The following is a 21,471-nucleotide window of genomic DNA, read 5'->3' on the forward strand; positions in this document are numbered from 1 at the left end:
CGTCTCCAAAAAACAGGATGATCATCCGGTTTATAAAACAGACCGGTTGTCCTGTTTTGTCAATCTGCTATCGTTGGCAAATGTCAGCAGAGATTGCTCGGGCTCCGAAAGGGCCGCCGCGAAAACGCACCAACGATCCCGAAGGGCTGCGCAACAAGGTGCTCGATATCGCCGAAGCGTCGTTCCAGGCGCGTGGCTATCATGCATCCGCCCTTGGCGAGCTGATGACGACCGCAGGCGTCAGCGGCGGCGCGCTGCATCATCATTTCCCGACGAAGAAGGCGCTCGCTCTGGCGGTGATCGAGGAGCGCGTGGCAGCGGCCCTCGATGAAACCTGGATCAACCCTGTACGGGCGGCAGGCTCGGCGCGCGAAGGCGTGCGCGCGGTGTTCGAGGCGGTGGCGACCGAGCTTGAGCAGCAAGGCTTCGTGCGCGGCTGTCCGCTCAACAATCTGGCGCATGAACTGTCGCTCGCTGACCCGGATTTCCGCGCCGCTCTGGACGATATCTTTGCCGGATGGCGTCAGGCGGTTGCCGACAAGGTGCGAGCCGACCAGCAGTCGGGGAGGGAGCAGGGCACCGACCCCGAGCGCTTTGCGGCACTCGCCATCGCCGCCTATTCCGGCGCCATGTCGATGGCCAAGGCGGCACAGGATGCCAGCGTGCTGCGCGATTGCCTGGCCGAACTTCAGGGTAGCTCAACGCCGCCATTCCCGAGCAGAGCGAAGCGGCGTAGCAGGATCCTGCTGCGGCCGGGAAAACCTTGAGGCCGGAACTGCGCTGTTCTAGTTGGAAAGCGGCTTGATCGTCTCGTAACCGTTCACCGATTCCGCGCTGGTCCCTTCGTCGTAGCGCCGGGCGAGGGACGCTTGCAGATCAGGCGCATAAAGCGCGGTAAATGTGTCCAGCGTTTCGCCGGCGCCGTTCTTGAAGGTCTCCGTGACCGCCAGCACGTTGTATTTGCAGCCGCCGACACTGAACGTCTCCTTGCCCTTGACGACCAGGCTCAGCGTCTTGGTGCTCTTCGGCTGCTTGTTCGGCGACAGCTCGACGAATTCGATCGTGCTCTTGGCTCCCGTCTTCAGCGGAAACAGTTTTCGCAGATCGGAAAACGGGATCGTCGCCACCCGTCCGGTATCGCTGTCGCGAAACACTTCGACCAGGCCGGCAAACAGGAACTGTGTCTGCGGCGATTGCGATTCGTAGGTGTTGGCAACGGAGACCATGCCGCCGGCCACCGGCCGAAACTCGCTGCGGACGCCGGGCATTTCCAGAACGAAGCCGGCCTTGGCCGATTTTGCGTCGACACAATCGGCGGCATGCACCGCAGCCGCCGGCAGCAACCCAGCCAGCACCACGCCTATCGAAACGGCTCTCATGAAATCCTCCCCTCTGCTTGTATTTGCTGCGCGCCAGCATGACCCAAGAAATGCCAGAGCCTCAGTGCCGTGTCGACCTGCCATTCCTGGCAACTGGACGGTGGGGCGCCGGCTGTGCTGAATTTCAGGTCATGAATCGCAAGCTCGTCCTCTCCCGTCGCAATTTCCTCGCACAGGCAGCCGGCCTTGCCATGGCTGGCATGCTGCCGCGCGCCGCGCTTGGCCAGACCGGCAAGCGCATCCAGCCCATCGACGCCACCTTTCTGTTCATCGCCGATGTCCATGCCTGCCGCATGTCGAGCGGCCTCAGCCCCAACTGCCTGGAGGAAGGCAAGACCGATGCCGCGCTGTTGCGCAATGTCGCTGTCCTCAATGGCTTGGCCGGCCGGCAATGGCCAGTCGAGATCGATGGCGTTGCAACCCGCCTGCGTTCGGCCGGCGGCCGCATCGATGCGCCGCTCGGCCTCGTTGTCGGCGGCGACATCACCGACGATGGCGGCGGCCAGATCACCGAGCCCAGCGAAGGCACGCAACTGTTGCAGTTCAGCCAGCGCTATCAACAGGGCGTCGGTCCCGATCGCGTGCACATGCCGGTCTATGTCGGCCTCGGCAATCACGATCTCGACCAGAACGGCTCGCCGCCGCACGTCGACTGGTACCGGCGCGAATTGCGCGACTATGTCGAGGTCAACCATCGCCCCGGCGTGTTCTTCAAGCCCCCGGTGCCGGCCACCGAATACGATGTCGACACCGACTGCTATTCCTGGGACTGGGGCGGCCTGCATCTCGTCCAGACCCACCGGTTTGCCGGCGACACCGGCCACGGCGCGGTGAGCAGCCTGCCGTGGCTGAAGCAGGATCTGACGACCTACGCTGCGGATGGCCGTCCCGTCATCCTGTTCCAGCACTATGGCTGGGACACTTTCTCGGTCGAGCGCTGGGACCCGGCCAAGCGCACCTATGACGATGACGGCGCAGGCGCGCCGCATTGGTGGAGCGAGGCCGACCGCCAGGCGCTGCTGGCGGCGCTGAAGGGCTACAATGTCATCGCCATCTTCCATGGCCATCAGCACGAAGTGCCTATGATCTACAAAAGCGATGGCCTCGACCTGTTCAAGCCGAAGGCTGCCTATATGGGTGGCTTCGCGCTGGTGAGGGTAACCGGGGACGGCATGGACGTGGTGCTGGGCGAGGCGGCGGGCGACCGGGGCGGGGTCAAGTTCACCAGCGCCTTCAGCAAGAGCCTCAGCCTCTGACAAGAAAAAGGCGGCCTTGAGCCGCCTTCCTCATTGCCTGCAAGATCGGGTCAGAGCGCCTTTTTGATCTTGTCCTTCACGTCGCCATAGACCTTCTGCACCTTGCCGGCGGTCTTGTCGGCCGTGCCTTCGGCCTGGGTCTGCCTGTTGCCGGTCGCCTTGCCGCCGGCCTCCTTGACCGAGCCCTTGACCTGCTTGGCCACGCCGGCAACCTGATCCTTGTTCACCATCTTTGCATCTCCTGGGATTCCGGGGATTCATTCGCAGGAGGCAAACGGGCCGGCTTGGCTTAGGTTCCCTGGGCGGCGATCATCGTCGCATCTGGTCGCTTATATGGTCGCCGAAACGCTTTGCCGCGTCGTATCGTGTGACTAGTGTGTCGAAATTTTGGGGAGACCGCCTTGGCTGAATTTACGCTCGTCATCGCCAACAAGTGCTTTTCGTCCTGGTCGCTGAGGCCATGGGTGGCGATGAAGCATCTGGAGATCCCGTTCGAGGAAGGTTTCGTGCGCCTGCGCACGCCCGAGACTTTTGCCAATCTGGCGAAAGTGTCGCCGACCGGCCTTGTGCCAGTGTTGAATCACAATGGCAGGATCGTCTGGGAAACCCTTGCCATCCTTGAATATCTGGCCGACCTGTTTCCTGAGAAAAAACTTTGGCCGCAGGATATCGGCGCCCGCGCCTTGGCTCGCTCGGTGGCGACCGAGATGCATTCCGGCTTTCGCGAGGTGCGCTATGGCTGGCCGATGAATTTGCGCCGGCCGAAGGCCCACAAGCCGCTCGACGCCGAAGGCGAAATGCAGCGCGCGCGCATCGAAACGATCTGGCGCCAGTGCCGGGAACAATACGGCAAGGGCGGCCCCTTCCTGTTCGGTCATTTCACCGCGGCCGATGCCATGTATGCACCTGTCGTCACCCGCTTCGACACCTATGGCGGCGAACTCGCGCCCGACACGCGCGCCTATGTCGACGCCGTGTTGGCAACGCCGGCGATGCGGCACTGGTACGCGGAAGCGGCGAAGGAGACTTGGCCGGAACCCGGCCCGGACGAATAGGACCACTAATGACATCACGGTGAGTGACCGATGGCCAGCAATGATGGACCGCGTGAGACTACCGCGCCAACAATCTTCCACTGCCGGCTGATCCCGCCTCGGCCGGACTTCGCCTTCACCCTGACGGAGGAGGAGAGGGAGTTGATGGGCCGGCATGCCGACTATCTGCGCGGCAAGCTTGCCGAGGGCACCATGATCCTGGCCGGGCCGGTCGCCGACCCGGCCGGTCCTTGGGGTCTGCTGATCCTGCGTGTCGGCAGCGAAGCCGAGGCAAGAGCGGTCACCGACGGCGATCCGGTGTCGAGCTCCGGCCGCGGTTTCCACTACGAGATCCTGCCGCTGATCAGCGCGATCCTGTAGGCCGCCAGCGTGAGTTTAAGGAAAGTGTGAAACGGTTTTCCCCTGGGAATTGCGTCAGACAAGGGCACTTACAAGAACGCCTCTCGCACCGTTTAATGTGCGGGAGGCGTTCTTTTGCCAGCATTACCGAGATTGCTCTCTGAATTGCTGACACCACGGAAATGCGCCGGCTTGCGATTGGTTCCGGGGCATGGAATATTTTTTGGAACGCCTTGAGCTCCGCCACCTCGTCAGTTGAGGCTTATGCCTCAGGCACCCTCAGGTTGAATTTGGGCTCCGGCCAAACCAGAAATTGACTCGGCGCTAAAAGAAGTCTATAAGAAACATGTCGATATTTGTTTGACCGACTTTTGTTATCCGCGCATGATGCGCGCCTTTGACGAACTTCCCCATCAAAAATCGAGACAAAACGCTGTTGTGCAGTCGCACGATGGTGAACGAATATTTGCCAGGGAAAGGGTTCTTCATGGCCACCGGCACAGTGAAATGGTTCAACGCCACCAAAGGTTTTGGTTTTATTCAGCCTGACGACGGCTCCGCCGACGTTTTTGTCCACATCTCGGCCGTAGAGCGCGCCGGCATGCGTGACATCGTCGAGGGCCAGAAGCTCGGCTACGAGATGACCCGCGACAACAAGTCGGGCAAGATGTCCGCCGACCAGTTGAAGGCGGCCTGATAAGGAATTCGGCCTTCCGGTGACCACGGATGTACTGGCACCGATGAAAGGCTGAAAGGAGCGCCTTGCGCATCCAACTGGATGCGCGGCGCTTTCATGGAAGGTCAGGCGGTGCCTGGCCTTTTTCATTTTGTGCGTCATGCCGCTAAAAGTGCGCCGCACGCCGGCCGGAACGTGCTAAGGGACGATCCAGCAATCTGAACCGCCCATACTGCCCCGCTGCCGTATTGCTTTGGTCGTAATCGAAGACCGCTCTCGCTCTATCGGCACCAGGCTCCCGACAGGAGAAAGTTTTGACCACTCAATCCAAGACTGCCGACCAGGCCGGCTCGCTGTTCAGCAAGACGCAAACCCAGTCGATGTCACTCAACCGCATCCTGTCCGAGCGTGATGCCGTCAGCGAGGCGCGCGAAGCCAAGACCGCGCGCTTGCGCGAACTGCGCAAGGAAAAGGAAGCCGACGACATGGCAGCGGCCGCAGTCCTTGCGGCGCTGCCGAAGCGGGCAGGCAAACGCTGATGGCCACCAAGCGCGTACCGCCGACGCCGATCGATGCCGATGCGACCATCGCGTCCATGGTCCCGGGCCTGGACAAGCCGGTCGAATATGTCCGCCGTGTGCTGGAAAAGCTCGAGCGCTGCAAGCGCGCGCATGGCGATGCCCAGGTGCGCGTCGGCGTGCGCGGCCGTGCCGAAGCTCCGAACTATCTGGTCGAATATGTCCGCGAGGACAAAAAGACCCAGGAGCGCGTGACCTACCAGGATGCCGCCTATAGCGGCAGCACGCATCGCGAACTGGCGGCGCACCACATCGCCGAGGCGAGGAACTGGTCGCCCGAGGAAATGAACATCACAGCGGTCTCGGCGCTGATCGGCCGCTTGCGCAATCCGCGCGCACCATCATCCCGCTTTTCCGACGAGGACTGACATGGCCATAAAGTTTTCCACCAAGGACCAGCCGGCAGCGCCGGCTGCTGCCACTGCAAAGCCGGCCAAGCCCGCTGCCGCGCCGAAGGCCGCCGAACCGTCGGCGACCGATCTGTTCGAGGCGCCAGCCGCCACGCCCAAGGGCAAGGCAGGCAAGAAGAAATAGCGCCTTGCCGCACCGAGTCGATCGCAATCTCGCAGGACCTGGGCTGGTCGCGTTGGCCGCCAGGGATATCCGGTCGTCAAAACAGGACGACCAGCCGGTTTTCGATTGCCAGAGCTGCGGTGCCTGCTGCTCCTACTCGGCCGAATGGCCGCGCTTCTCGACCGAGGACGATGCGCAACTTGACCGGATTCCGGAAAAGTTCGTGTCCGCCGACCTGTCCGGGATGCGCTGCGAGGGCGTGCGCTGTTCGGCGCTTACGGGCGAGATCGGCAAGCACACGGCCTGCGGCATCTACGAGATCCGCCCGGACGTCTGCCACGCCTGCATGCCTGGCGGCGACGATTGCCTGATGGCGCGCAAGGCGCACGGGATGCCAACGATCTAGCCGACGCCCACCTTGCCTCATCCCACATCCCCCGATAGCTTCCACCACGGGCAGGGCGTTGGAGGAACCATGAGCATCGAATTCCTGTTGACGTCGCTGATCGTCGTGGCTTCGCCCGGCACCGGCGTTCTCTACACGCTGAGCGCCGGGCTTTCGCGAGGCGCGCGCGCCTCGATCACTGCTGCATTCGGCTGCACGCTTGGCATCATCCCGCATATGGCCGCCGCCATCACCGGCCTGGCGGCGCTGCTGCACACAAGTGCTGTCGCCTTCGAGACGCTGAAATATCTCGGCGTCGCCTATCTCCTCTACATGGCCTGGAACACGCTGAACGAGAAGGGCGGCCTGAGCGTCGATGAAAACGCGGCACCCCGCTCGGCAGCCAAGGTCATCACCTCCGGTATCCTGATCAACATCCTGAACCCGAAGCTGTCGATCTTCTTCTTTGCCTTCCTGCCGCAATTCGTCAGCACGACCGAACCGAACGCATTTGCCAAGATGCTCGAACTCTCGAGCGTCTTCATGCTGCTGACCTTCGTCGTCTTCGTCGCTTACGGCATCTTTGCCGCCTCGATCCGCAGCCATGTCGTGTCGCGGCCGATGGTGCTGACCTGGATGCGCCGCACCTTCGCCGGCGCCTTTGTCATGCTCGGCGCCAAGCTGGCGCTGGCTGATCGATAGAACAGGAGCTGCCAGGCCTCGGCCTACTCTTCGTCGGTTCCGGGTCCGGTCCGGATGCCTAGACGCCAGGCCGAGGGCGGAAGGCCGATCATCTTCTTGAAGGCGCGGCTGAACGCTGCCTCGGATTCGTAGCCGATTTCAGCGGCGATGCTGGCCATGTTGCTGGAGCCGGCGCTGAGCAGCTCCGAGGCGATCTGCATGCGCCATTTGGCGAGATAATGCATTGGCGGCATGCCGACCAGCCTGGTGAAGCGTTCGGCGAGCACGCTGCGCGACAGCGCGGAGTCCTTCGCCAGCGCCTCCACCGTCCAGTTATGCGCCGGCCGGTCGTGGATCAGCGCCAGTGCCCTCGCCAGGTGCGGATCGCGCAGGCCAGCCAGCCATCCCGTGGTTTGTGGCGGCAGCGATTCCAAGTAACGGCGCAACACGTCGACAAACATCAGTTCGCTCAGTTTGGTGAGCACCGTTTCACTGCCTGCGCGCTTTTGCGCCACCTCCGTGACAGCCAGGTTGATGAACTGGCTGAGCCAGCCGCCATCGCCTTTGGCATCTCCGGCCTTGATCACCGGCGGCAAAGCCTCGAGCAGTGGATTGAAAGGCTGTGCATCACAGGCGAGATAGCCGCAAACCAGCCTGGCCGAGGTCGCGCCGTCGCCGGCGCAGTTGATGTAAAACGGCATCCGGCCGGCTGTTGCGATGTCGAGAACGTCGGCTGTCGGGGGATCGGCGCGCAGCGCCGGATTGCTGGACATAATATGCGGGTCGCTCCTGGTGAAGACGACGACTTCGCCGGCCTCCAGCGCGATCGCTTCCTGGCCGACGATGCGCGCGAAGCAGCGACCGGCCGTTACCACATGGTAGGAGATCAGATGGTCCGCACCGGGCAGGATCTTCGGCAGGATGGACGATGGCGCCGGCGAGCAGACGGCCCACGGCTCGTGGCCCTCAATGTCAAAAAACGTCGCGCCGGTAAGGCGTACCGTCCTCAACAGGTCAGACAGAGCATCCCCGGCCATTCCGTTTCGTCCCGCACCCGGCTAGCCGGTGAGCCATCCCTTTCGAGTTCCGGACGCGCTGTCAAGCGAGGCGGACGCCGTATCATTCAGTTCGCGGCCAGAACTCCTAAACCTGCACCGGTGCTCAAGCGCTGCCGAGAGTGGGCGCTGAGTGCTGTCGAAACCAACCAGGGACAAAAGTCATGACGGTACATAAGGGCGGGTGTTTTTGCGGCGCCGTGGAAATCGAAGTGCACGGAGCCGCCGAGGCAATGGGCTATTGCCATTGCGGTTCTTGTCGATCGTGGTCGGCGTCTCCCGTGAACGCATTCACGCTGTGGAAGCCTCAGAACGTCAAGGTCACCGGGGGCGCGGAGTTCCTGTCCGGGTTCGAGAAGACCGAAATGAGCGATCGCCAGTTCTGCACGAAATGCGGTGGTCATCTGATGACCGTTCATCCGCCGCTCGGCCTGGTCGATGTCTATGCGGCAACGATACCAGGCGTGAAATTCACGCCTGGGGTTCACGTCAACTACGCTGAGACCGTGCTGCCGATGAAGGACGGGCTGCCCAAGCTCAGGGACTTTCCGGCTGAGCTCGGCGGCTCCGGCATCGCGGTGCCGGAATAAGGGCCCGGCCACTGCTCGCCATTTTTGACAACGACAATTCAAGACAGGAGATTGTTCATGGAAATCGCAACATTTCGCGCCACGCAGGAGCCGATCAAGGATCTCTATCGCAGGGATGCGAAGGCCGCGTTCCTCACCTTGAAGGCCAAAGGCGTCGCCGACGCGTCCACCGTCACCTGCCAGGTCGAGACCGGACGCGGGCTGGCGCTTGCCGGCATCCATCCGATGGCCGGGGGCAGCGGCCAGGAACTGTGCTCCGGCGACATGCTGCTGGAGGCGCTGATCGCATGCGCCGGTGTCTCGATGCGCGCGGCGGCGGCCGTGCTCGAAATTCCGATCAGGTCCGCCGAAGTTTCCGCGGAAGGTGACGTCGATCTTCGCGGCACGCTCGGCGTGACTGCGGGTGTTCCAGTCGGCTTCAAGGAAATCCGCTTGCGGTTCGACATCGACACCGACGCTCCCCAAAGTCAGCTCGACCAACTGCTCGAACTCACGGATCGCTATTGCGTGATCTTCCAGACCATCCAGAACAGTCCCAGCACCACGGTGAAGCTGCACCGCGTCATCCAGTGACCAGAAAACCGGCCCGGAAACTCGACTTGAGCGAGATTCCGGGCTGGGAACGGGAGTGCCGGGCAACGCTTCTATCCTTTGACGTAACCCATCGCCTCGACGATCAGCTCGTCCGCGACACGCATCAGGTTGACGCCGCGGATGGAGTTGCCGTCGGCCATGAAGTAGCGCCAGCGGATCGTCGCCCGTTCACCGGCGACGAAGGTTTCCTCGAGGTCGAAGCGCGTGCCGGGCTGGGTGGCGATCGCCGACCATAGGTCAATGCACGCCTCTTTGCCGGCATGGCGGGCGCCGTCCGGCGCCGGCACGGTGTTTTCGATAACGCAATCCTGCGCCACCAACTCGGCAAGCGCGGACGGATCGTGCAGCTGGAACACATCGTTGAAGCGATGCATGATCTCGGCCGTCTGCCGGGACAAATCATTCCCGGCTGCGTCCATGATAAGCTCCTGTTTCATCATATTCTCCCGGTTTCATTGATCTTTGACGGCTTTGACCAGCACGGCCTTTAGGGTGATCTGAGGCACGCCGGCCAAGGCGCGCGAGACGAGGCAAGTCGCCTTGGCCGACTGCGCCAGGCGTTCGAACTCGTCTTCGGCGAGATCCGTGACCTCCGCCTCCGTTTCGAGCTCGATGCGGGTGATCGTCGGCCCGGCGGCGGTCGCGCCGAGATGCATCTTGGCGACGGTGCGGATGGTGCGGGCGACGTGGCCTTCCTGGCCGAGGATGAAGGTCAGCGCCATCGAGAAGCAGCCGGCATGTGCTGCCCCGATCAGCTCTTCGGGATTGGTGCCCGGACCGTTCTCGAACCGCGACGGAAAGGAATAGGCGCCTTCGAAGACGCCGCTGCCAAGCCGCAGACGGCCGCCGCCTTCCTTCAGCGTGCCTTGCCATTCTGCGGAAGCTTCACGGATGGTCATGGTCGTTCTCCTGGTTCGGGGTTGAAAAGCGGGCAATTGGGTCAGGCGCAGTCGATGACAACCTTCCCGAACACGTCGCCCTGCTGGAAGTGGCGGTACGCTTCGGGGGCTTCGGCAAAGGGGAAGACCCTGTCGACAACGGGCTTGAGGCGATGCTGCGACACGGCGCGCAGCATGGCCTCGAGATTGCTGCGGCTGCCGACGAACAGGCGGCTGATGGTGGCGAGGCTGCGCTGATAAAGCGCTGCCGGCATCTCGATCGATCTGCCACTGGCGTCCTGCAGCGTCAGCAGCACGATGTGTCCATAAAGCGTGCTGGCAATCAGCGACTGCGCGAAGGTGGCCGGGCCGCCGGTTTCGACGACGAGGTCGATGCCGCCTGTCTGCTCGCGCGCCCAGCCGCCCCATTCCGGTATGTCGGTGCTGGAGACAACGAGGTCGGCGCCCAGCGCCCGCAGCCTGTCGGCCTTCTCCGCGCGCGATGTGATGGCGACAACCCGGCAGCCGAGCAACTTGGCGAACTGCAGAGCAAACAGCGAAACGCCACCCGAACCGATGGTGAGAACCCATTGACCAGGCTTCGGAATCCGGGTCCCGGTCACCGCGTTCCAGGCCGTCACGCCGGCGCAGGTCAGCGTCGCCGCTTCGTGCCAGCTCAGATGATCGGGCAGTCGCGCCGCCCATTGTTCGTCGAGCACGGCAAACTCAGTCAGCATGCCGTCAAGCGTACAGCCGAGCTGGTCGATCAGACCGGCATTGATGCGGCCATCGATCCAGCGGGCGAAGTAGCTGCCGGTGACGCGGTCGCCGACGGCAAAACGGGTGACGGCATCGCCGATTGCGACGACGTCACCGGCTCCGTCGCTCAGCGGCACGATGCCTTGCCGCGCCGGCAAGGGATAGGTGCCGCCAAGGATCATCGTGTCGCGCCGAAGGCTGGGCGAAGCACTGGCAGCCGAGAGCGATCCTGCAGTGGCCGTCCATCACATCTACCAGTCGGTCGGGCGCATGCTGGAGGACAATGATTTTTCGCTGGGTTGCCCCATCGCGCCGGTGGTGCTGGATTCACCCACCGATGTGCCGGAACTGGCGGAACTCTGCCGATCGGCTTTCGAGCAATGGATCGGCTTGCTGCGACAGGCCTTTGTCAGGGCAGGAGTGCCCGAACGCCGGGCGCATGCCCTGGCACTGCTGGTCGAATCCTCGCTGGAAGGGCTGATGGTGATTGCGAGGGCCACCCGCGATCGTGGCCCGGTGCTGGTGGTGGCCGACGAGGTGGCGGCGCTTGTCGAGCAGGCGGTGCTTGCAGGCAAGGTTGCGCGGCAGGCGGACAGCGCCGCCTAACCATCCGCTTTCCAAAACAAAAAGGGCGCCTCTCGGCGCCCTTTCCGTATGCATAAGCCGGATAGCTTGGATTAGAAATCCATGCCGCCCATGCCGCCCATGCCGCCGCCGCCCATGCCGCCAGGCATGCCGCCGCCAGCAGACTCCTTCTTGGGAGCCTCCGCGATCATGGCTTCGGTGGTGACGAGCAGGCCGGCGACCGAAGCCGCGTCCTGGAGAGCGGTACGAACGACCTTGACCGGGTCGACGATGCCCATGGCGATCATGTCGCCATACTCGCCGGTCTGGGCGTTGTAGCCGTAGGTCGCGCCCTTGTTGTCGAGGATCTTGCCGGCAACGATCGAAGCTTCAGCACCTGCGTTCGAAGCGATCTGACGGGCCGGAGCCTGCAGTGCACGACGAACGATGTTGATGCCGGCAGCCTGGTCGGCATTGACGCCGGTGACCTTGATGTTGGCCGAAGCGCGCAGCAGTGCGACGCCGCCGCCTGCAACGATGCCTTCTTCCACGGCCGCACGGGTCGCGTTGAGGGCGTCATCGACGCGGTCCTTCTTTTCCTTGACTTCGACTTCCGTCGCGCCGCCGACACGGATCACCGCAACGCCGCCGGCGAGCTTCGCCAGACGTTCCTGCAGCTTCTCCTTGTCGTAGTCCGACGTGGTCTCTTCGATCTGCTGCTTGATCTGGGCAACGCGGCCCTGGATCTCGGCCTTCTTGCCGGCGCCGTCGACGATGGTGGTGTTCTCCTTGGAGATCGACACCTTCTTGGCGCGGCCGAGCATGTTGAGGCCGACATTCTCGAGCTTGATGCCGAGGTCTTCCGAGATGACCTGGCCACCGGTCAGGATGGCGATGTCTTCCAGCATGGCCTTGCGGCGATCACCGAAGCCCGGCGCCTTGACGGCGGCGATCTTCAGGCCGCCGCGCAGCTTGTTGACGACCAGCGTGGCCAGAGCCTCGCCTTCGACGTCTTCCGAGATGATAAGAAGCGGCTTGGAGGTCTGCACGACGGCTTCGAGAACCGGCAGCATGGCCTGGAGGTTGGACAGCTTCTTCTCGTGCAGGAGGATGTAGACGTCCTCGAGCTCGGCAACCATCTTGTCGGCGTTGGTGACGAAGTAGGGCGAGAGATAGCCGCGGTCGAACTGCATGCCTTCGACGACTTCCAGCTCGGTCTCGGCGGTCTTGGCTTCCTCAACCGTGATGACGCCTTCATTGCCGACCTTCTGCATCGCTTCGGCGATCATGGCGCCGACCGACTCGTCGCCATTGGCCGAGATCGTGCCGACCTGGGCAACTTCCTCGGAGGTCTTGATCTTCTTGGCAGCCTTGCCGAGAGCCGCAACGACTTCGGTGACGGCCAGATCGATGCCGCGCTTCAGATCCATCGGGTTCATGCCGGCGGCAACGGCCTTGTGGCCTTCCTGGACGATCGACTGCGCCAGAACGGTCGCGGTCGTGGTGCCGTCGCCGGCGATGTCGTTGGTCTTCGAAGCAACTTCGCGGACCATCTGCGCGCCCATGTTTTCGAACTTGTCTTCAAGCTCGATTTCCTTGGCGACGGTGACGCCGTCCTTGGTGATGCGCGGTGCGCCGAACGACTTGTCGATGACGACGTTGCGGCCTTTGGGGCCGAGCGTGACCTTCACTGCGTCGGCGAGGATGTTGACGCCGCGCAGCATGCGCTCGCGGGCGTCGCGGGAGAATTTTACGTCTTTAGCAGCCATTTTTTAGCTCCTGGCAGGGGGCTTGCGATCAAGCCCGAATTTAGTTGACGGTGAGGCCGATGATCAGCCGATGATGCCCATAATGTCGGATTCCTTCATGATCAGAAGGTCTTCGCCATTGAGCTTGACTTCGGTGCCCGACCACTTGCCGAACAGGATGCGGTCGCCGGCCTTGACGTCCAGCGGGACCAGCTTGCCGGCTTCGTCGCGAGCGCCGGAGCCGACGGCGATGATCTCGCCTTCCTGCGGCTTTTCCTTTGCCGTATCCGGGATGATGATCCCGCCGGCGGTCTTGGATTCGGATTCGACCCGGCGTACGACCACGCGGTCATGAAGCGGGCGGAACTTCGACTTTGCCATTTTTTCTTCCTCGAATGAGAACGGTGAGAGCTGTTCCTCGATCCGGCGGTGCCGGATGTGCGTTAGCACTCACCTGGGGAGAGTGCTAACGTGCGCTGAAATAAGCGCGTGGCTTTCGAGAGTCAAGGCGAACGGTGAGCACAATTGTGCCAATTGGAGCCGTGCCGCGATCCGACGGCAGACCCTACCGGCGCCGCGGCGATTTAAGCACCAGAAGCGGACAGCGTTCAGCCAGCCCATAGGTCCCTGTCGGCGCGAGGCGGACACTGTCAAAAAACCGGCTCGCCTCTTCGACCAGCGTCGCCGCCGGGGCGAAACTGTAGACAGTCTGCGAATTCGCATAGACATCGATGGTGCCGATGACCGGCATCTCCCATCCGGTCGTCGCGGCAAGGGCCTCCCGGTCGGCAAACAGCGCATCGAAGGCGTCGAGGATCGCCCGCACCGGAATGGCGCGGTCGGGATCGCCGCCGGCACAAGCCATGGCAATGCGCCATTTGAGTTCGTGGAAGGTCGCGACACCACCGGACAGCGTCAGCGCCCGGACCTCCTGCAGATCGTCCGGCACCTGAGGGCTTGCATAGGCGCGCAATGCAGCCCGCCCATCGGACTTCAGCACACGCGCGATCTCGGCAAGCAGCGCCTGCCGTGCAACCGAGGAGTCCAGCGCCGACAGACAGCCGTCGCCGATCACCGCCCCGGCGCTTTCGTCGCCCAGCGGCAACTCCAGCCAGTTGCCGATCACCGCCTTGCGTGAGGCGGTATCGCCCGGCCAGATGCCCGATATCATGGCAGTGGACTCGTCGATCGCGAGCATGGTCCTTCCGAGGCCGGCAAGCTCCGGCGTGACCCCGAGCAGCACCACATCGACTGATTGCAGGCTAAGTTCGCGCTCATAGGCGGCGACAGCTTCCGGGGGCGGACACAGCGGCGACCCGAGAAGCCGCCAATGACGGCGAATTGCGTCCCAATGCTCAGTCATGCGGAACGGTTTGGGGAAAGGCTGGACATATTTCCTTCCAGGCTGTTGGTTGCCTTGCGAGTTACCTCATGCATGGAAAGGCCATGGCCCGCATTGCCGTCATAACGCATGAATTTGACCGCTTCCAGAGCCGGCGGGGCCTCCTGCTGCGCCAGGACAGCCCCTACATGTTGTTCGACGTCCTGGCGGAGCTGAAACGGCGCGGGCACTCCGTGCAGATCATGCGTGGACCCTCGGCAAGTCATAACGCCGATATTGCCGTCCTGCATGTCGACGCGACAGTGACGCCATCGGACTATGTCGACTACGCGCGCGGATTTCCGATTTGTCTCAATCTTGGTGCAACCGACATTTCCAAGCGCCGCATCAGCGGTGCTATCCTCGAGGAGGGTGCCAACTGGAGCGGCCAGGTCATCGTCAAGAGCAACCTCAATCATTGGGGGACGCCCGAGGAGCAGCTCAACCGAAAATCCGTTCGCGCCGGCAAGGCAGTGCCTTTCCCGGGCGCGCAGACCTTCGACCGTTATCAGGTGCATGCCTCGCTGGCCGATGTGGCGCCGGAGATTTTCAGGCGTGCCGACCTGATCGTGGAAAAATTCATTCCCGAAATCGAGCCCGACGGGTTTGCGGCGCGGTTCTGGATTTTCTGCGGCGATCGGGAGCGCTGCACCCGCTATGTCTCGCCGCAGCGCCTGGTCAAGGGCGACGACACCATCGGCCGGGAGCCGGTTGCGGTTCCCGACGAATTGCGCGCCTTGCGTCGGAAGCTGGGCTTCGACTATGGCAAGTTCGACTTTGTCGTGCATGAGGGCAGGGCCGTGCTGCTCGATGCCAACAAGACCCCAGGTCGCGCCAGGAACCTGTCGAAGATCGTTGCCGCCGGCACCTCCAACCTGGCCGACGGCTTCGAAAACCTCATCCACCAGACCGGACGGGGTCGAATCGGGCGCTAGAGGAACAGTCCCAACTGCGTATGGATGATCGACCGGTAGGCCTCGATGGTGTGGCGGCTTTCCTCCTGGTTCTGGGTCAGCGCCATCCGCACGACGCCGCCGGCCAGTTGGAAGATCAGGAAAACCATACGGCCGAACTCATCGCGTCGCTCCGGCGCGAGAAACGGTCCGACATGGTCGCAGAACATCGTCGCCTGGCGCCGGGTTTCGGCGATGTCGAGATTCTTCAGCGCCTTGTCAGCCTGGATGGCGTTTTGCAGGTCCTGAATGGCGGGGTCGCCGGCGACGCGCTCATAGTAGTCGTCGAGCAGCCGGTCGGCCGCCGCGATGACGTCGCCCAGCCGGCCAATGTCGGCAACGATCGCGGCAAGCCGGGCGCGGCTCACTTCGGAGAATCGCTCGTAGAGCATCGCCAGGATCGCCGACTTGTTGGGGAAGTAATGATAGACGGTGGCGATCGGCCCGCCGGCCTGTGCGCCGACTTCCTTCATGGTGACGGCGTCGATGCCTTTCTCGCCGATCAGCCGCATGGTCGTCGACAGGATGGCGTCGATGCGCTCGCGGCTGCGCTCCTGTTTGGGCCTGCGCCTCGGTTCGGTCGTCATCTGCACTGCTTCGTTCATGCCGCATCCTCTCGATCGCCCAGACCATTCGATCGCCAAGACCATCCCCAGCCTTGTTGGTGCCAAGTCCCGCTACTGATTGACAAACGAATATGATCGAGTATCAGTTTCTAAATGCTGACAGACTGTCAGTTTTTTTGCCGTCAGGCAAGGACGTTGGGAGGCGACCGTGACTTCTGCTGGTAACGCGGATGCCGGGAACGGCGACTGGCTGGTCGGCAACCCCACTGGGCCGCAACTCGCCTCGGCATTGTGGATCGGCTCGGTCGGCCTGCTCATTCTCGGGCTGCAGCCGGTGCTTCTCGGCGCGCTCTACAGCGAAGGGCATGTCAGCGGTGACGAACTCGCGCTGGTCGCCACGGCGGAGATGATCGCCATCGGCATCGGATCGGCGGCCATCGCCATGATGCTGTCCGCCCACAATATGCGCTTGAAAAGTGCCGTCCTTCTGCTCTTGCTGGCGCTGGCGAACGGGGCGACCGCCTATGCGCTGACCTCGACCTCGCTGATTGCCGCCCGCGCGGTGGCAGGCCTCGCCGAGGGTGGGCTGGTGGCGGTCGCCACGGAACTGATCGCCCGTTCACGCCGGGCCGAGCGCATCGGCGGCTTCTTCGTCACCCTTCAGACCCTGGCGCAATGCGCCCTTGCCCTGCTGCTGGCGCTTTACGTCATCCCGGCCGCCGGATCGGCGGGCGGCTTCATCGTTCTTGCCGTCGTCTGCATCGCCTCGGTGGCCGTCGCCTTCATCGTCCCGGATAGCTATGCCGACCTGCCCAAGGAGGAACAGTTCAGCAATGTGCTGACCGTTCCTTCGCTTGCCGCTTTGCTGAGCGTCTTCTGCTACTTCATGTTCTTCGGCTCGGTCTGGGCGTTTCTCGAGCCACTTGGCGCACAATACGGCATCGATGGCCGCACCGTCGGCCTGATCGTCTCGGCCAACCTCGCATTGCAGGTGCTGGGCGCAATGACGGCTACCGTCTTCGAGGCGCGCATCGATTACCGCTTCGCCATCGTGGCGATCGGCGTGGTCGCCGTCGCCAGTTCCGTGATGCTCGCCGGCAGCCCCGGCCTGACGGTTTTCTGGGTCGCGGCCTTGATCATGGGCTTCATCCTTCTGTTCATCGTGCCCTATCAGATCCGGCTGGCGATCACCGCCGACGAGACGCGCACGGCCGTGCTTCTGGTGCCGGCGGCCCAGCTTTTCGGTCTGGCGATCGGCCCGGTCGCGGCATCGCTGCTGATCGACGGCAAGGATTTTCGGCCGGTGCCGGAATTTGCCGCCGCCAGTGCTGCGGCCAGCGTTGTGCTGCTCGGCCTGTTCGTCCTGATCGCACGGCGCCGCCGCGCCATCGCCTGAGACACGACCGGGGGAGCATCTCCTCGATACTTGACTAAGTCAAATAAATGACCGATCGTTGATGGGCAGGAGGCTTCCCATGACGATCCATCATCAACCCGGCAAGGAACGCATCGACGCGGTGCGGGCTTTCAACCGCTTCTACACCCGCCAGATAGGTCTGCTCGACGAAGGCCTGCTGAAAAGCGCCTTCTCGCTGACCGAGGCGCGGGTGCTCTACGAACTGGCGCATCGCGATGGCCTGACCGCCAGCGATCTCATCCGCGATCTCGGCCTCGACGCCGGTTATGTCAGCCGGCTCCTGAAGAAGTTCGAGCACCTGCAGCTGATTGCGCGCGCGCCGCTGGCGTCGGATGCGCGGCAGTCGTCGATCACGCTGACGCCGGTGGGGCGGCAGGCCTTCGCGCCGCTGAACCGGGCTTCGCATGACCAGGTCGCGGCCTTGCTGGAGCGGCTTCCTGCTGCCGAACAGGACCGGCTGGTCAAGGCCATGCAGACGGTGCAGCAACTCCTGAGCGACAGCCCGGAGTCCAAAGTGCCGTATATGCTGCGCCCCTTGCAGGTCGGCGACATCGGCTGGGTGGTGCGCCGCCAAGGACAGATCTACGCACAGGACTATGGCTGGGACGAAACCTACGAGGCGCTGGTCGCCGAAATCCTCGGCGCCTTCGTAAAATCCTTCGATCCAGAATGGGAACGCAGCTGGATTGCCGAACGGCAAGGGGAGGTGGTCGGCTCGGTCTTCGTCGTGCGCAAATCCGACGCGGTGGCGAAGCTGCGCCTGCTCTATGTCGAACCATCGGCGCGCGGCCTCGGCATCGGCAAGCGGCTGGTTCAGGAGTGCATCGGCTTTGCTCGTGCCAAGGGCTACAAGACGCTGACCCTATGGACCAACGACATCCTGACCGCCGCCCGCCACATCTACGAGAGTGCCGGCTTCAGGCTGGTGGACGAAGAGCGCCATCACGCCTTCGGCAAGGATCTGGTCGGCCAGAACTGGAACCTGGAGCTGTAGCGGCGTTCAGGCCACCGGGACCCATATCTCCAGCCCGCCATTGCCGCTGCGCGGATCGAACTCCGGGCCGTAGCGCTCGAATTCGGGGCCGTCGGCTATATCGTGCCCCGAGGCCGGCAGCCATTTGTTCCAGATCGTGTTGACGGTGCGGCGGATGGTGGAGATGTGCTCGGCATGGGTGAACACGGCGTATTTCTGCGCCGGCACCCGCACCCGCGAAAGCTCCTTCGGCAGGTCCGAGAAATCCGAAACTTCGACCCCGGCGATATAGTCGAAATTGCCGGCATCGTCGCCATTGACGCAGACGCCATAGGCGACGTCGCCGGTCTCGCCCGGGATGTTGCCGATAAAGGGACCGAAGCGCTGCCACTGCATCGGAATAGCCGCGCTGGTTTCGCAGCTGTAGCGCTCGCCGAGGCCGGCAATGAGGAAGGGACGGCCGGTCTCGAAGCGCGGCGGCGGCAGTGAGGCGAGGAAGGACTGGTCCATCAGGATCGGCTCCACCAGGTCGAGATTGCTGAGGCTGCCCTGCGCGCGCACCAGTTCCGGCGTCGTGCCGAACTGATCGCGGAAGGCGCGGGTGAAGGCTTCGTGCGAGGCGTAGCCGGCATCGAGCGCGACCGCGAGGATGTCAGGCGCGCCGGAAGCCAGCTTGCGCGCCGCTTCGGTCAGCCGGCGCGCGCGCATATAGCCCATCACCGAACGGCCGGTGGCGGCGCCAAAGGCGCGCGTCACATGAAAGCGCGAGACGCCGCTGCTTTGCGCGACATCCTCAAGCGAGATCGCTTCCGGCAAATGGCTCTCGACAAACCACAGCGCTTTCTCGGTCGGGTTCATGAGTCTCCTCGCATTTGGCCACACCATGCTGCCGGCTTTTTGCGAGGCCAGTTTGATCGAAATTGCGCCTGTCGTAAAATCGAAGGGCGCTGGTCGACTGTGGCAGGTCACCATCGTGGAAAGCCGCTGCTGGGCGGCCTCGGCCTGGCTCGCTGGGACAATATCCGGGCGCGCTGGGTGCGGGCACCATCCTTGCCTATGCCCTGTGGAACCACCGCCGGCTCGATGCCTTCCCCGCCGGCGAAAGTGCCGCCGAAAGCCTAGGTGTGCCGGTGGCGAGGACGCGCAAGACGACCTTTCTCCTCGCGGCGTTCTCGACGGCAATTCACGTCACGGTCGGGAGGTCATCCGCAACCGTTATTGACTGTGCCATGACCGCATCTGCATGGCTGCCATCCCTCTTTTTCGGCTCTGGCGCAATGCGGCGCCTTGAATGGTAAGCACGCTTATAATATATACCGCTCATGGTTTCCGACGGCATAGATAGATTGGGCTTTTTGATCCACGACGTGCAGCGCCTCATGCGCAAGCGCTTCGAGGCGCGCGCCAGCGGTCTTGGCCTTTCCTCGGCACAATGGCGGCTTCTGGTTCGCGTCGCCAAGGAGGCCGGCGTCGCCCAGGCTCGCCTCGCCGAACTTCTCGAAATCGAGCCGATCAGCGTTTCACGCCTCGTCGACCGGATGGAGGAGGGCGGCTGGATCGAGCGGCGCTCCGACGCAACTGACCGGCGCGTGCGCATGATCTTCCCGACAGCCAAGGCGAACGCGGCCTATGCCGAGGTCAAAAGCCTTGCTGGCGAAGTTTATGAGGAATCGCTGGTCGGCGTTTCGCCGGACGACCGCCGCGTCCTTATCCGGGCGCTGGACACCATCGTGCAAAACCTGGCGGACGGCGAGACGTCGTCCTTGAAGAGTACGGAAGGGGCAGCAGCATGAACGCGGCAGCCAAGCTGGACGAGAATGTAACCAAGATCGAGACGCCGGCAAAGCCGGCCGCCGAAGCGCCTGCACAGCCGGCCGCAGCACCTGTCGCGGTGGCTCCCCCGGTTCAACCCGCTCCGGCTCCGGTCAAGAAGCGCCGCCTCGGCCGCTTGCTGCTGATGGTCGCCCTGCCGGCCGCGCTGGCCATTGGTGGCGGTTATGTCTGGGTGACCGGCGGCCGCTATCAGGAAACCGAGAACGCCAATTTGCAGCAGGCCAAGGTGTCGATCGCCTCGGACACCGCCGGACGCATCGTTCAGGTCGGCATCTCGGACAATCAGCAGGTCAAGCAGGGCGATGTGCTGTTTGCCGTCGACCCCGAGCCCTACCGGATTGCATTGGCGCAGGCCGACGCGGCGGTCGCAGTCGCACGCGTCGGTATCGAACAGCTGCGCGCCGCCTACAGCCAGGCGCTGGCGCAGGAAAAGTCCGATGCCAGCCAGGTCGACTACGCGCAGTCGCAGTATGACCGCGCCGCCGACCTTGCCCAGAAGGGCATCAACGCCAAATCGTCGCTGGACGAGGCCAAGAACGATCTCGACAAAGCCAGGCAGCAACTGGCCGTTGCCGAGCAAGGCATCATCAGCGCCAAGGCGGCTCTCGCCGGCAATCCCGATATCGAGACCGACAAGCATCCGACGGTGATGGCCGCACTCGCCGCGCGCGACAAGGCCGCCTACGATCTGGCGCAGACCACGGTCAAGGCGCCGGCCGACGGCGTCATCAGCCAGGCCTCCTCGTTCAAGATCGGCCAGTATGTCGGTTCCGGCACGCCGCTGTTTGCGTTGGTCGAGACCGGCGACACCTGGATCGATGCCAATTTCAAGGAAACCCAGCTTACCCACATGAAGCCTGGCCAGAAGGCCGAGATCGTCGTCGACACCTATCCGGGCAGAACTTTCGAGGCCACCGTCAAGGCGATCGGCGCCGGCACCGGCGCGGAGTTTTCGCTGTTGCCTGCTCAAAACGCCACCGGCAACTGGGTCAAGGTCACGCAGCGCATTCCGGTGCGCCTGGAGCTGACCGATGCCGACGCCAAAATGGCGCTGCGCACCGGTATGAGCGCCTCGGTTACGGTGGATACCGGCGTTGCTCGCGGGTTCCCCGCTATCTTCGGCCACGCCACCGCAGGCGAAGCACAATAGACTGTGAATGGACCGTGATCTCGAAAAGCAGGATCACGGCCCGGCAGAACGCCCGCCGCAGGCGAGGTGAAGTTGAGATGACAGGGTCGGTCCGACGGCAGGTTGAACGAGGGGTGGATTGGACCGGGCCGCATCGCGGCCTGCCCAG

29 protein-coding genes and 1 pseudogene are annotated in these 21,471 nt (G+C 63.3%); 19 read left to right on the plus strand and 11 right to left on the minus strand.

The annotated features are described in order from the left end of the window. The first annotated feature begins 80 nt into the window (after positions 1-80). Positions 81-767 carry a TetR/AcrR family transcriptional regulator gene (locus NKJ80_RS06575; RefSeq protein WP_023755902.1) on the plus strand — a complete coding sequence of 229 codons (687 nt, stop codon included), beginning with the start codon at positions 81-83 and terminating at the stop codon, positions 765-767. An 18-nt stretch (positions 768-785) separates the two neighbouring features. On the opposite strand, the gene NKJ80_RS06580 is transcribed toward NKJ80_RS06575, so the two are convergent. Next, positions 786-1,379, minus strand: coding sequence for a hypothetical protein (locus NKJ80_RS06580; RefSeq protein WP_023671496.1), 594 nt, complete (start codon positions 1,377-1,379; stop codon positions 786-788). 131 nt (positions 1,380-1,510) lie between these two features. On the opposite strand from NKJ80_RS06580, the gene NKJ80_RS06585 reads away from it, so the two are divergent. Next, the gene (locus tag NKJ80_RS06585; protein WP_023671497.1) at positions 1,511-2,635 is read left to right on the plus strand and encodes a metallophosphoesterase; all 1,125 of its coding nucleotides are present in this window, start codon (positions 1,511-1,513) and stop codon (positions 2,633-2,635) included. A 50-nt stretch (positions 2,636-2,685) separates the two neighbouring features. Here NKJ80_RS06585 and NKJ80_RS06590 read toward each other — a convergent pair whose 3' ends face one another. Beyond that, positions 2,686-2,865, minus strand: a complete 180-nt coding sequence (locus tag NKJ80_RS06590; RefSeq protein WP_023671498.1) for a CsbD family protein — start codon at positions 2,863-2,865, stop codon at positions 2,686-2,688. 171 nt (positions 2,866-3,036) lie between these two features. Between NKJ80_RS06590 and NKJ80_RS06595 the strand changes: the two genes are divergently transcribed. The 8 genes from NKJ80_RS06595 to NKJ80_RS06630 all read left to right on the plus strand — a co-directional run bounded on the left by NKJ80_RS06595 (position 3,037) and on the right by NKJ80_RS06630 (position 6,883). Then, positions 3,037-3,690, plus strand: coding sequence for a glutathione S-transferase family protein (locus NKJ80_RS06595; protein ID WP_352497268.1), 654 nt, complete (start codon positions 3,037-3,039; stop codon positions 3,688-3,690). 30 nt (positions 3,691-3,720) lie between these two features. Further along, complete coding sequence (locus NKJ80_RS06600) at positions 3,721-4,050, plus strand: YciI family protein (RefSeq protein ID WP_023824496.1); 330 nt, start codon at positions 3,721-3,723, stop codon at positions 4,048-4,050. Between the two features lie 466 nt (positions 4,051-4,516). After that, complete coding sequence (locus tag NKJ80_RS06605) at positions 4,517-4,726, plus strand: cold-shock protein (protein ID WP_023671502.1); 210 nt, start codon at positions 4,517-4,519, stop codon at positions 4,724-4,726. 293 nt (positions 4,727-5,019) lie between these two features. Beyond that, positions 5,020-5,244, plus strand: coding sequence for a hypothetical protein (locus tag NKJ80_RS06610; RefSeq protein WP_023689917.1), 225 nt, complete (start codon positions 5,020-5,022; stop codon positions 5,242-5,244). Continuing rightward, a complete protein-coding gene (locus NKJ80_RS06615; protein ID WP_023671504.1) occupies positions 5,244-5,651 on the plus strand; it encodes a hypothetical protein in 408 nt (135 codons plus the stop codon). Before NKJ80_RS06610 ends, NKJ80_RS06615 begins: the two co-directional genes overlap by 1 nt. 1 nt (position 5,652) lies before the next feature. Next, positions 5,653-5,817 (plus strand): hypothetical protein, encoded by a 165-nt coding sequence (locus tag NKJ80_RS06620; protein ID WP_352497269.1) that lies wholly within the window; start codon positions 5,653-5,655, stop codon positions 5,815-5,817. Between the two features lie 52 nt (positions 5,818-5,869). Then, on the plus strand, positions 5,870-6,202 hold the full coding sequence (locus tag NKJ80_RS06625) for a YkgJ family cysteine cluster protein (RefSeq protein ID WP_023671506.1): 333 nt from the start codon (positions 5,870-5,872) through the stop codon (positions 6,200-6,202). A 69-nt stretch (positions 6,203-6,271) separates the two neighbouring features. After that, positions 6,272-6,883: a LysE family translocator gene (locus tag NKJ80_RS06630; protein ID WP_023671507.1), complete on the plus strand. Its 612-nt coding sequence runs from the start codon at positions 6,272-6,274 to the stop codon at positions 6,881-6,883. A gap of 23 nt (positions 6,884-6,906) precedes the next feature. Here the strand turns inward: NKJ80_RS06630 and NKJ80_RS06635 are convergent, their stop codons facing one another. Next, the gene (locus tag NKJ80_RS06635; RefSeq protein ID WP_352497270.1) at positions 6,907-7,899 is read right to left on the minus strand and encodes an AraC family transcriptional regulator; all 993 of its coding nucleotides are present in this window, start codon (positions 7,897-7,899) and stop codon (positions 6,907-6,909) included. A gap of 182 nt (positions 7,900-8,081) precedes the next feature. Here NKJ80_RS06635 and NKJ80_RS06640 point away from each other — a divergent pair, with 182 nt between their 5' ends. Both NKJ80_RS06640 and NKJ80_RS06645 read left to right on the plus strand, forming a co-directional pair. Beyond that, positions 8,082-8,507, plus strand: a complete 426-nt coding sequence (locus NKJ80_RS06640) for a GFA family protein (RefSeq protein ID WP_023715197.1) — start codon at positions 8,082-8,084, stop codon at positions 8,505-8,507. 57 nt (positions 8,508-8,564) lie between these two features. Then, the gene (locus NKJ80_RS06645) at positions 8,565-9,080 is read left to right on the plus strand and encodes an OsmC family protein (protein WP_023684308.1); all 516 of its coding nucleotides are present in this window, start codon (positions 8,565-8,567) and stop codon (positions 9,078-9,080) included. A 71-nt stretch (positions 9,081-9,151) separates the two neighbouring features. Here NKJ80_RS06645 and NKJ80_RS06650 read toward each other — a convergent pair whose 3' ends face one another. Genes NKJ80_RS06650 through NKJ80_RS06660 form a run of 3 tightly spaced genes read right to left on the minus strand, consistent with a single transcriptional unit; the run spans position 9,152 to position 10,920 of the window. After that, positions 9,152-9,538: a nuclear transport factor 2 family protein gene (locus NKJ80_RS06650; RefSeq protein ID WP_023828901.1), complete on the minus strand. Its 387-nt coding sequence runs from the start codon at positions 9,536-9,538 to the stop codon at positions 9,152-9,154. Positions 9,539-9,553: 15 nt separating this feature from the next. Next, on the minus strand, positions 9,554-10,000 hold the full coding sequence (locus NKJ80_RS06655; RefSeq protein ID WP_352497271.1) for an OsmC family peroxiredoxin: 447 nt from the start codon (positions 9,998-10,000) through the stop codon (positions 9,554-9,556). Between the two features lie 41 nt (positions 10,001-10,041). After that, positions 10,042-10,920 carry a zinc-dependent alcohol dehydrogenase family protein gene (locus NKJ80_RS06660; protein ID WP_352497272.1) on the minus strand — a complete coding sequence of 293 codons (879 nt, stop codon included), beginning with the start codon at positions 10,918-10,920 and terminating at the stop codon, positions 10,042-10,044. A gap of 1 nt (position 10,921) precedes the next feature. Between NKJ80_RS06660 and NKJ80_RS06665 the strand changes: the two genes are divergently transcribed. Continuing rightward, positions 10,922-11,344: an LmrA/YxaF family transcription factor gene (locus tag NKJ80_RS06665; RefSeq protein ID WP_352497273.1), complete on the plus strand. Its 423-nt coding sequence runs from the start codon at positions 10,922-10,924 to the stop codon at positions 11,342-11,344. A 71-nt stretch (positions 11,345-11,415) separates the two neighbouring features. Here NKJ80_RS06665 and groL read toward each other — a convergent pair whose 3' ends face one another. The 3 genes from groL to NKJ80_RS06680 all read right to left on the minus strand — a co-directional run bounded on the left by groL (position 11,416) and on the right by NKJ80_RS06680 (position 14,413). Next, the gene (groL, locus tag NKJ80_RS06670; RefSeq protein ID WP_023709705.1) at positions 11,416-13,071 is read right to left on the minus strand and encodes a chaperonin GroEL; all 1,656 of its coding nucleotides are present in this window, start codon (positions 13,069-13,071) and stop codon (positions 11,416-11,418) included. Between the two features lie 63 nt (positions 13,072-13,134). Beyond that, positions 13,135-13,431 carry a co-chaperone GroES gene (gene groES, locus NKJ80_RS06675; protein WP_006203049.1) on the minus strand — a complete coding sequence of 99 codons (297 nt, stop codon included), beginning with the start codon at positions 13,429-13,431 and terminating at the stop codon, positions 13,135-13,137. Between the two features lie 184 nt (positions 13,432-13,615). After that, complete coding sequence (locus tag NKJ80_RS06680; protein ID WP_023689544.1) at positions 13,616-14,413, minus strand: class I SAM-dependent methyltransferase; 798 nt, start codon at positions 14,411-14,413, stop codon at positions 13,616-13,618. Positions 14,414-14,496: 83 nt separating this feature from the next. On the opposite strand from NKJ80_RS06680, the gene NKJ80_RS06685 reads away from it, so the two are divergent. Beyond that, entirely contained in the window at positions 14,497-15,366 is an 870-nt protein-coding gene (locus NKJ80_RS06685) for a hypothetical protein (RefSeq protein WP_352497274.1), read from the plus strand. On the opposite strand, the gene NKJ80_RS06690 is transcribed toward NKJ80_RS06685, so the two are convergent. Then, on the minus strand, positions 15,363-15,989 hold the full coding sequence (locus NKJ80_RS06690) for a TetR/AcrR family transcriptional regulator (RefSeq protein ID WP_352497275.1): 627 nt from the start codon (positions 15,987-15,989) through the stop codon (positions 15,363-15,365). The two genes, NKJ80_RS06685 and NKJ80_RS06690, sit on opposite strands and share 4 nt — an antisense overlap. Positions 15,990-16,158: 169 nt before the next feature. On the opposite strand from NKJ80_RS06690, the gene NKJ80_RS06695 reads away from it, so the two are divergent. Together NKJ80_RS06695 and NKJ80_RS06700 are read left to right on the plus strand one after the other, a co-directional pair. After that, positions 16,159-17,346 (plus strand): MFS transporter, encoded by a 1,188-nt coding sequence (locus NKJ80_RS06695; RefSeq protein ID WP_352497276.1) that lies wholly within the window; start codon positions 16,159-16,161, stop codon positions 17,344-17,346. A 79-nt stretch (positions 17,347-17,425) separates the two neighbouring features. Beyond that, the gene (locus NKJ80_RS06700; protein WP_023752081.1) at positions 17,426-18,361 is read left to right on the plus strand and encodes a bifunctional helix-turn-helix transcriptional regulator/GNAT family N-acetyltransferase; all 936 of its coding nucleotides are present in this window, start codon (positions 17,426-17,428) and stop codon (positions 18,359-18,361) included. Positions 18,362-18,367: 6 nt separating this feature from the next. Here NKJ80_RS06700 and NKJ80_RS06705 read toward each other — a convergent pair whose 3' ends face one another. Next, the gene (locus NKJ80_RS06705; RefSeq protein WP_023835101.1) at positions 18,368-19,198 is read right to left on the minus strand and encodes an AraC family transcriptional regulator; all 831 of its coding nucleotides are present in this window, start codon (positions 19,196-19,198) and stop codon (positions 18,368-18,370) included. A 129-nt stretch (positions 19,199-19,327) separates the two neighbouring features. On the opposite strand from NKJ80_RS06705, the pseudogene NKJ80_RS06710 reads away from it, so the two are divergent. From NKJ80_RS06710 to NKJ80_RS06720, 3 genes and pseudogenes are all read left to right on the plus strand, one after another. Further along, positions 19,328-19,536 (plus strand): annotated as a pseudogene (locus tag NKJ80_RS06710) (iron chelate uptake ABC transporter family permease subunit); the annotation flags it as partial. A 126-nt stretch (positions 19,537-19,662) separates the two neighbouring features. Further along, positions 19,663-20,133 carry a MarR family winged helix-turn-helix transcriptional regulator gene (locus NKJ80_RS06715; protein WP_023705728.1) on the plus strand — a complete coding sequence of 157 codons (471 nt, stop codon included), beginning with the start codon at positions 19,663-19,665 and terminating at the stop codon, positions 20,131-20,133. Beyond that, entirely contained in the window at positions 20,130-21,323 is a 1,194-nt protein-coding gene (locus NKJ80_RS06720) for an HlyD family secretion protein (protein ID WP_023671526.1), read from the plus strand. The genes NKJ80_RS06715 and NKJ80_RS06720 overlap by 4 nt, the downstream gene beginning before the upstream one ends. Positions 21,324-21,471 lie beyond the last annotated feature (148 nt).

The sequence above is a fragment of the Mesorhizobium sp. M0030 genome (genome assembly GCF_040323695.1).
GTDB lineage: Bacteria > Pseudomonadota > Alphaproteobacteria > Rhizobiales > Rhizobiaceae > Mesorhizobium.

Coding starts and splice junctions, on each gene's coding strand:
- NKJ80_RS06575 (WP_023755902.1), top strand. CDS start 81: ATGTCAGCAGAGATTGCTCGGGCTCCGAAAGGGCCGCCGCGAAAACGC.
- NKJ80_RS06580 (WP_023671496.1), bottom strand. CDS start 1,379: ATGAGAGCCGTTTCGATAGGCGTGGTGCTGGCTGGGTTGCTGCCGGCG.
- NKJ80_RS06585 (WP_023671497.1), top strand. CDS start 1,511: ATGAATCGCAAGCTCGTCCTCTCCCGTCGCAATTTCCTCGCACAGGCA.
- NKJ80_RS06590 (WP_023671498.1), bottom strand. CDS start 2,865: ATGGTGAACAAGGATCAGGTTGCCGGCGTGGCCAAGCAGGTCAAGGGC.
- NKJ80_RS06600 (WP_023824496.1), top strand. CDS start 3,721: ATGGCCAGCAATGATGGACCGCGTGAGACTACCGCGCCAACAATCTTC.
- NKJ80_RS06605 (WP_023671502.1), top strand. CDS start 4,517: ATGGCCACCGGCACAGTGAAATGGTTCAACGCCACCAAAGGTTTTGGT.
- NKJ80_RS06615 (WP_023671504.1), top strand. CDS start 5,244: ATGGCCACCAAGCGCGTACCGCCGACGCCGATCGATGCCGATGCGACC.
- NKJ80_RS06620 (WP_352497269.1), top strand. CDS start 5,653: ATGGCCATAAAGTTTTCCACCAAGGACCAGCCGGCAGCGCCGGCTGCT.
- NKJ80_RS06630 (WP_023671507.1), top strand. CDS start 6,272: ATGAGCATCGAATTCCTGTTGACGTCGCTGATCGTCGTGGCTTCGCCC.
- NKJ80_RS06635 (WP_352497270.1), bottom strand. CDS start 7,899: ATGGCCGGGGATGCTCTGTCTGACCTGTTGAGGACGGTACGCCTTACC.
- NKJ80_RS06640 (WP_023715197.1), top strand. CDS start 8,082: ATGACGGTACATAAGGGCGGGTGTTTTTGCGGCGCCGTGGAAATCGAA.
- NKJ80_RS06645 (WP_023684308.1), top strand. CDS start 8,565: ATGGAAATCGCAACATTTCGCGCCACGCAGGAGCCGATCAAGGATCTC.
- NKJ80_RS06650 (WP_023828901.1), bottom strand. CDS start 9,538: ATGAAACAGGAGCTTATCATGGACGCAGCCGGGAATGATTTGTCCCGG.
- NKJ80_RS06655 (WP_352497271.1), bottom strand. CDS start 10,000: ATGACCATCCGTGAAGCTTCCGCAGAATGGCAAGGCACGCTGAAGGAA.
- NKJ80_RS06660 (WP_352497272.1), bottom strand. CDS start 10,920: ATGATCCTTGGCGGCACCTATCCCTTGCCGGCGCGGCAAGGCATCGTG.
- groL (WP_023709705.1), bottom strand. CDS start 13,071: ATGGCTGCTAAAGACGTAAAATTCTCCCGCGACGCCCGCGAGCGCATG.
- groES (WP_006203049.1), bottom strand. CDS start 13,431: ATGGCAAAGTCGAAGTTCCGCCCGCTTCATGACCGCGTGGTCGTACGC.
- NKJ80_RS06680 (WP_023689544.1), bottom strand. CDS start 14,413: ATGACTGAGCATTGGGACGCAATTCGCCGTCATTGGCGGCTTCTCGGG.
- NKJ80_RS06685 (WP_352497274.1), top strand. CDS start 14,497: ATGGCCCGCATTGCCGTCATAACGCATGAATTTGACCGCTTCCAGAGC.
- NKJ80_RS06690 (WP_352497275.1), bottom strand. CDS start 15,989: ATGAACGAAGCAGTGCAGATGACGACCGAACCGAGGCGCAGGCCCAAA.
- NKJ80_RS06700 (WP_023752081.1), top strand. CDS start 17,426: ATGACGATCCATCATCAACCCGGCAAGGAACGCATCGACGCGGTGCGG.
- NKJ80_RS06705 (WP_023835101.1), bottom strand. CDS start 19,198: ATGAACCCGACCGAGAAAGCGCTGTGGTTTGTCGAGAGCCATTTGCCG.
- NKJ80_RS06715 (WP_023705728.1), top strand. CDS start 19,663: ATGGTTTCCGACGGCATAGATAGATTGGGCTTTTTGATCCACGACGTG.
- NKJ80_RS06720 (WP_023671526.1), top strand. CDS start 20,130: ATGAACGCGGCAGCCAAGCTGGACGAGAATGTAACCAAGATCGAGACG.